This window comes from Xanthovirga aplysinae (assembly GCF_009711365.1).
GTDB classification, from domain to species: Bacteria; Bacteroidota; Bacteroidia; order Cytophagales; family Cyclobacteriaceae; genus Xanthovirga; species Xanthovirga aplysinae.
Window position 1 is genome coordinate 1 of record NZ_SMMB01000933.1, and the last position, 5,616, is coordinate 5,616.

The 5,616-nt window shown below is 35.5% G+C and carries 8 protein-coding genes; all 8 read right to left on the reverse strand.

Annotated elements, in window-relative coordinates:
- Positions 1-27 precede the first annotated feature (27 nt).
- A complete protein-coding gene (locus E1171_RS08415) occupies positions 28-648 on the reverse strand; it encodes a YdeI/OmpD-associated family protein (RefSeq protein ID WP_246164245.1) in 621 nt (206 codons plus the stop codon).
- A 229-nt stretch (positions 649-877) separates the two neighbouring features.
- Positions 878-1,843 (reverse strand): alpha/beta fold hydrolase, encoded by a 966-nt coding sequence (locus tag E1171_RS08420; RefSeq protein WP_222931447.1) that lies wholly within the window; start codon positions 1,841-1,843, stop codon positions 878-880.
- 77 nt (positions 1,844-1,920) lie between these two features.
- Positions 1,921-2,610: a helix-turn-helix transcriptional regulator gene (locus tag E1171_RS08425; protein ID WP_155205566.1), complete on the reverse strand. Its 690-nt coding sequence runs from the start codon at positions 2,608-2,610 to the stop codon at positions 1,921-1,923.
- Between the two features lie 318 nt (positions 2,611-2,928).
- Positions 2,929-3,096 carry a class I SAM-dependent methyltransferase gene (locus E1171_RS24460; RefSeq protein WP_246164248.1) on the reverse strand — a complete coding sequence of 56 codons (168 nt, stop codon included), beginning with the start codon at positions 3,094-3,096 and terminating at the stop codon, positions 2,929-2,931.
- Positions 3,097-3,391: 295 nt separating this feature from the next.
- The gene (locus E1171_RS08435) at positions 3,392-3,628 is read right to left on the reverse strand and encodes a TfoX/Sxy family DNA transformation protein (protein ID WP_187696341.1); all 237 of its coding nucleotides are present in this window, start codon (positions 3,626-3,628) and stop codon (positions 3,392-3,394) included.
- The gene (locus E1171_RS08440; protein WP_222931448.1) at positions 3,625-4,074 is read right to left on the reverse strand and encodes a VOC family protein; all 450 of its coding nucleotides are present in this window, start codon (positions 4,072-4,074) and stop codon (positions 3,625-3,627) included. Before E1171_RS08440 ends, E1171_RS08435 begins: the two co-directional genes overlap by 4 nt.
- 70 nt (positions 4,075-4,144) lie before the next feature.
- On the reverse strand, positions 4,145-4,957 hold the full coding sequence (locus E1171_RS24730) for a DUF6597 domain-containing transcriptional factor (RefSeq protein WP_187696342.1): 813 nt from the start codon (positions 4,955-4,957) through the stop codon (positions 4,145-4,147).
- A gap of 84 nt (positions 4,958-5,041) precedes the next feature.
- Entirely contained in the window at positions 5,042-5,365 is a 324-nt protein-coding gene (locus E1171_RS08450) for a hypothetical protein (RefSeq protein ID WP_222931449.1), read from the reverse strand.
- Between the last annotated feature and the right edge of the window lie 251 nt (positions 5,366-5,616).

The window sequence follows — 5,616 nt, forward strand, 5'->3', positions numbered from 1 at the left end:
CCTACTTACACAGTTTTCCGGATAGTGTCATCTAAATTGATTTGGTCTTATTCCTTTGGCAGCCAATCGTGCTATTTCTGCAATTCTCTTCTTTCTTGTTTCAGTTCTTTTAGCAATAATAACCCAATGCAACATTGCTTTTTTAATTGATTTTGACTGGCTCTGAAAAAATTCCATTGAACTTTCATTTTTATACAATGCAATTCTTAAATCCTTTGGTAAAATCAATTTTTCTACATCATCCATTATTAACCATGTTCCATTTTGTTTAGCAGTTTTTATGCTGTCAAAACCTGCTTTTGTCATTAGGTTCTTTTGGATGAGTTTGGTAATTTTTTCTTTGTTTATTTTTGACCATGTGCTATTAGGTTTTCTTCTGCTGAAATATTGCATGTATCTTTCTTGGTCAATAGTCTTTTTAGTGCTATCTATCCACCCAAAGCAAAGTGCTTCATCAACTGCTTCACTCCAACTAACAGAAGCAACTTTTGTTGATGACTTAAAATAAACAAGCCAAACAGACTGTTTTGATTGATGGTTTTTTTCTAACCATTTTCGCCAATCTGTTCGGCTTTTAGGACAATATGTTTCTATTTCCTTTTTATGCATTTCTATTTCTTTCCTTCTTAGGAATAGGTTTTCAATCATAAGTGATCAAACAAAGCATAAACTCGTATGCTTCATAGGTGATGTTATGCACTTTCGTTTAAGGCCCGAGGCTAAACGGGAGTGCTCATCAGAACATTGACTTTATTTTGTCATGGCATCGTCAAAGTCTTGAAAAAATGGCGAACCTTGCGTTTTTCACGCTAATTGTTCTGCTGTAATTAATGCATTCAAGTCGGAGGGCAAGTTTAACTTTGAAACGCTCTCGGGATTAGCTGGCGTCCTGCTGTTCCAGCCATTTTAAAATTGCTTGTTTTGTTTCTTCCGGCTTTTCTTGCTGGATCCAATGGCCGCAATCTAGGTTGACCACTTCCACATTGGGCACGAACTCCGTTAGTTTTTCAGACTTCGGGATCACATCCCGGTCCCCATAGATCATAAGTGCAGGCTGTTGGATGATTGGGTCCACACCCGCCAATAAGTGCCAGTTGCGGTCAAGGTTCCTGTACCAATTTATACTGCCCGTGAACCCTGTTGATTCGAAGGCGGAGACGAAAACGGCCAGTTCGCTGTCGCTCATTATGGGTTCACCGAGTGGTTTTTTTGCTCTGGCAAGATTAATCATAGCCATGCCTGGCTGAGGCGCTCTGAAGGGCTCGTTCTTCCGGTAAAGGTTGCGAAGGAACTGGGATGTATTTTCTTCTAATACGGCGTCTGCGACGCCTGGCTGTCGATTGAAGTGGACAAAATAGTAGTCGCCGCCAAGTATTTCTTCCATGAATTCCATCCAGGGTCTTTCTCCGCGCTCTTGGTAAGGCAAGCTCAGATTTATCACTTTATTTACACGGTTTGGATGCAATAAGGTCAGCCCCCAAACGACCATTGCACCCCAATCATGACCGACAAAGGTGGCATCTTGGTATTCGTAGTGATCGAGAAGTGCTACGAGGTCACCAGACAAGTGTTCAATGTCGTAGTCTGTTACTTCGGCCGGACGGGATGAGTTGCCATAACCCCGTTGGTTTGGGACAATGACGTGGTAGCCTGCTGCAGCGAGGGCTTGCATCTGATGGCGCCAAGAAAAGGCATGCTCTGGCCAGCCGTGACATAGTACAATAGGTTTTCCTAAATTTTGTCGGCCTGCCTCAAAAACTTCGAGCTCCACGCCGTTGACTGAAATAAGAGTAGGCTTTGGAAAATCGGTTGGATTAAACATTGAGTTAATTACGTTTGTCATTTTTACGTGTTTTAAAGATTAATTTATACAAACGTATTTCTGGCTGGTGACAACCTTATGGCAAGGGTAATCAAAAATTAATGGTATTGGTCAAAATACTCTTGTAAAGTCATATTGTGAGGCTCAAAGTTATCTGGTAGAATTTCCATTTTTTGAATTCTATCCAATCGAAAAAATCGAAATTCCTTACGTAAACGACACCATGCAATTAAATACCAATTTTCGGAATTCAATATTGCAAATGGCTCTAACAATCTGTTCGTTGCAATTCCCTCCTTATTAATATATTGTATCTTGACAAGGTTGTAATTGGTAAGTGCATTTTGCAAATCTGACAAATTGTTACTATTTCTTTCTTGATTTATGACTTCGTTAAATTGAGTTCTATTAGCAAGTAAATTTGCTTTGTCTTTGATGTTATATCTTAGAATTGATTTTATTTTATCAATTGCTTCCGAATAATCCTTTACAAATGAGGCATCCTTGTTTTTCAATACTAACTGTTCTGCAAGTATTAAGGCGTTAGCTTGTTTTTCGGTGAACATTATTGGTGGCATTCTATAACCTTCCATTAGTGTATACCCTTTTCCTTCTTCGGTCAAAATAGGGACACCTGCTTTCTCCAATGCTTTTATATCTCGGTAGATTGTCCTCTTACTAACTTGAAATTTTTGAGATAATTCAGAAGCTGTAACTATCCTCTTAGTCTGTAATTGAATTAAAATGGCTGTTAATCGAGATAATCTATTTACTTCGGAATATTCCATTAATTATTTGATTGAAACGTTTTAACTCTTTGTGCTTTCTTTCATACATTTTATGAGATGAAACTGATAATTCTCAATAACTTCTTCAATTTCAAATAATCCTGCATTTCCAGACTCTTCTTGGATTGGTTTTTTGTCATAAAAGAATATTCTTACACCACCAAACATTTCTTACCTATCTTTGCGGATGCAGGTTCCTTGTCCATAAGTTTGGGCTTTTTTTGTAATCGCTGTAAAAATCAGAAACCCATTCTCTTTAAATTTATTTTAACAATCTCCAATTAGTTTTTTCTCTTTCTTCTTTATTCAACAAATAAATTAATCCGTAAAAAATATTCCGTCATATAATTTATTATCAAAAGGCATTTCAGTTATTGAGCCATGATAAATAGTTAAGTCATTTCCAAAAGGAGTTTTAGAAATTTCAATCCCCGTTTCTAACATTCCATTATCTCTAAATGTTTTGGCATTTTTTCCGTAACCCATTCCTGGAAATAGGATAGTTTTACTTTATTTTTAACAAAGAAATCATTTGCCCATATGGTAGATTTCGCAGGTTCTGAACCCCGCATTTTCTGTTTTTCTTTAAATGCGTCTTCCCAAAATTCATTCCTATTGTTGTTTATTGTTCTTTCATATGGCTTACAACGGTCGGGCATAAGCGTAGTGGGTTTCGAGGCATTTCACTTTCAATTTGCGGATATTTTTGTAAATGTACAATTTGTTTAATTTTAATGATATAGCTCGCATTAAGCTTATACAATGTTGTGCATATTACTTTTTAATCAATTAGTCCGGCCTTAATTTCTTTTGGAAGTTCTCGCCAATCCAAATTCATTAAAGCACCTTGCAGAGAATAAAGGTAATAACATTTGGGAATGATCTTATCCGGGTATTTTTCACGGATTTTCTGGTAAGCTACTTTTGGTGTCATTTCAGCTAAATCAGCCAGAGTAAACACTTCAATTTCATTCAACCTTTTCGCAATAGTTTTGCCGATATTTTTTGCTTTTATCACTCCACAGGTTTTGCGTAAGTAACAATATCAATTCCCACTCCATTTGGATCAACGATAGCAAAATGTCTGTCGCCCCAAACTTCATCTCGAAGCCCAAATGCAATTGGGATATTTTTTGCCTTTATCTGACGATAGATTTCGTCCACGTTTTCCACTTCGATGGTCAGGTAAACCCCTTTTCCACCGAAAGATGGTTGGAAAATAGGTCTTTGACTGGGGTGATCGGGTTTCAAAAAACTAATTTCACCTGACTTGTCTGGGGTGTGCATCAAAATGTAAAACTCATTTTCGAAGGTCACACCAAAGCCTAATACTTTAATATAAAAATCTTTGCTCTCTTGTAGTTTCTCTGTAATAATTCCTGCGTTTAGTTTCATTTTGTTCGTTGTTTGTGCATTTGCCAATCCAATCATAAGTGAAAATGCAGTTACTAATAATATCTTCATTGTTAATATATTTTATTTATACAAACTTAGAATGAGGCAGGGTGCTAGAATTGTAAAAAACGGACAAAGATTATTGGAAGGCTTCGGAAGGCGTAACCCCATAAAAATTCTTGAAATTTTTGATAAAATGGGCTTGGTCAAAAAAGCCTACATCGAAATAAAGTTTATTTTTCTTAAGACTTTGTTTAGATGGTTTAGCATTTAAAATATGTTGAAAGCGAACTACATTGCTAAACGCTTTGGGTGTAGTACCAATATAGTAATTGAAGATTCTTCTCAATTGTCTTGGGCTCAATCCTGTTTTTAAATCTTTTTCGGTATCCAGAAATCCTTTGCTCTTAAAAATCAGATTTAGGGAATTCAAAAAGCGAGAGTCAAAATCGAACTGATGGTCTTGGATTAGACTTTCCAATTTTTTTTCAAGAAGCTCAATAACTTTCTTAAATGATTGAGTTGGCTTAAGCTTTTTACACATCCATTCTGAAAAGTTCGGCAAAACGTTTATTAGCTCTTGCGATTGGTTGCTTAATTTTTTTGCATTTATTCCAAAAAGCAGCGGAAAAGCAGCTGGTAGAAATCGGATTCCAATGTAGTCAAATTCTTTACCAATGGAGAACTCTGTATATTTTCTACAAAATCCCATTACAAAGTTGCTGGTAGATTGATAATGATTGAAAAAAATGTCGATACAGCCGTCAGAAACTACCCGATAAACAAAAGGTTGATGCAATATTTTGTTTGTCTTAAGTTGCCAAAAGCAAAACACAAGATTTTCAATATTCTTGCTTGGTTGGGTTTCTTGATATAATATTTCCTTATTGTCCGCCTTAACAGTCGGTTGAATGGGTTTGTAAAAATCTTCTATAAATTGTAATTCTTTCACTTTTGATTTTTTATCGCAATATGCACAACGTGAATGTAACAAGGGTGGCTTTGGCTGTGATATTGGCTTTGTGCGGCTATTATTTTAAATAATGTTGGCAGTTGTGTTTTTATCTTTTCTATGATTTTCAAACATCTCAATCGCGGATTTTAAAAATCCAATTATACCAACCCCTAATATGGTTATTCCGATTGATAGGTCTTTAAATCTATTGTTATTTGCACTAAAATATCCAATCAGCCCGATACCTATAAATAGTAGTACCATAAACGCCAAAATGAAAATCACTATTTTTCCTTTTTTTGGACTTTCCCAAATTTTTCTAGACATTTTATTTTGAGTTTTTGTAGTATCCTGTAAAGTAGAAAAACTGATTCCAACCCCCATGATAATCATAACATTATTCATGCTTTTAAATAATAGATCAATCGATTCTCTACTCTTGTCAAGGCCATTAAAGTATGGTGTAAGCGAAAATTAAATTGCAAATAGCATTAGAGGATATTGTAAATAACTTATATAATGGAACAATAATCTGATTCTCATACTTTCAACTTTATTTTATTGATTTCCTGGCTAAAATTTAATCGTTTTTTAAAGGTATATTACTGTCAACAATCGTGTAAATGGAATTCCGTTTATTTAGTATATATCTTTTA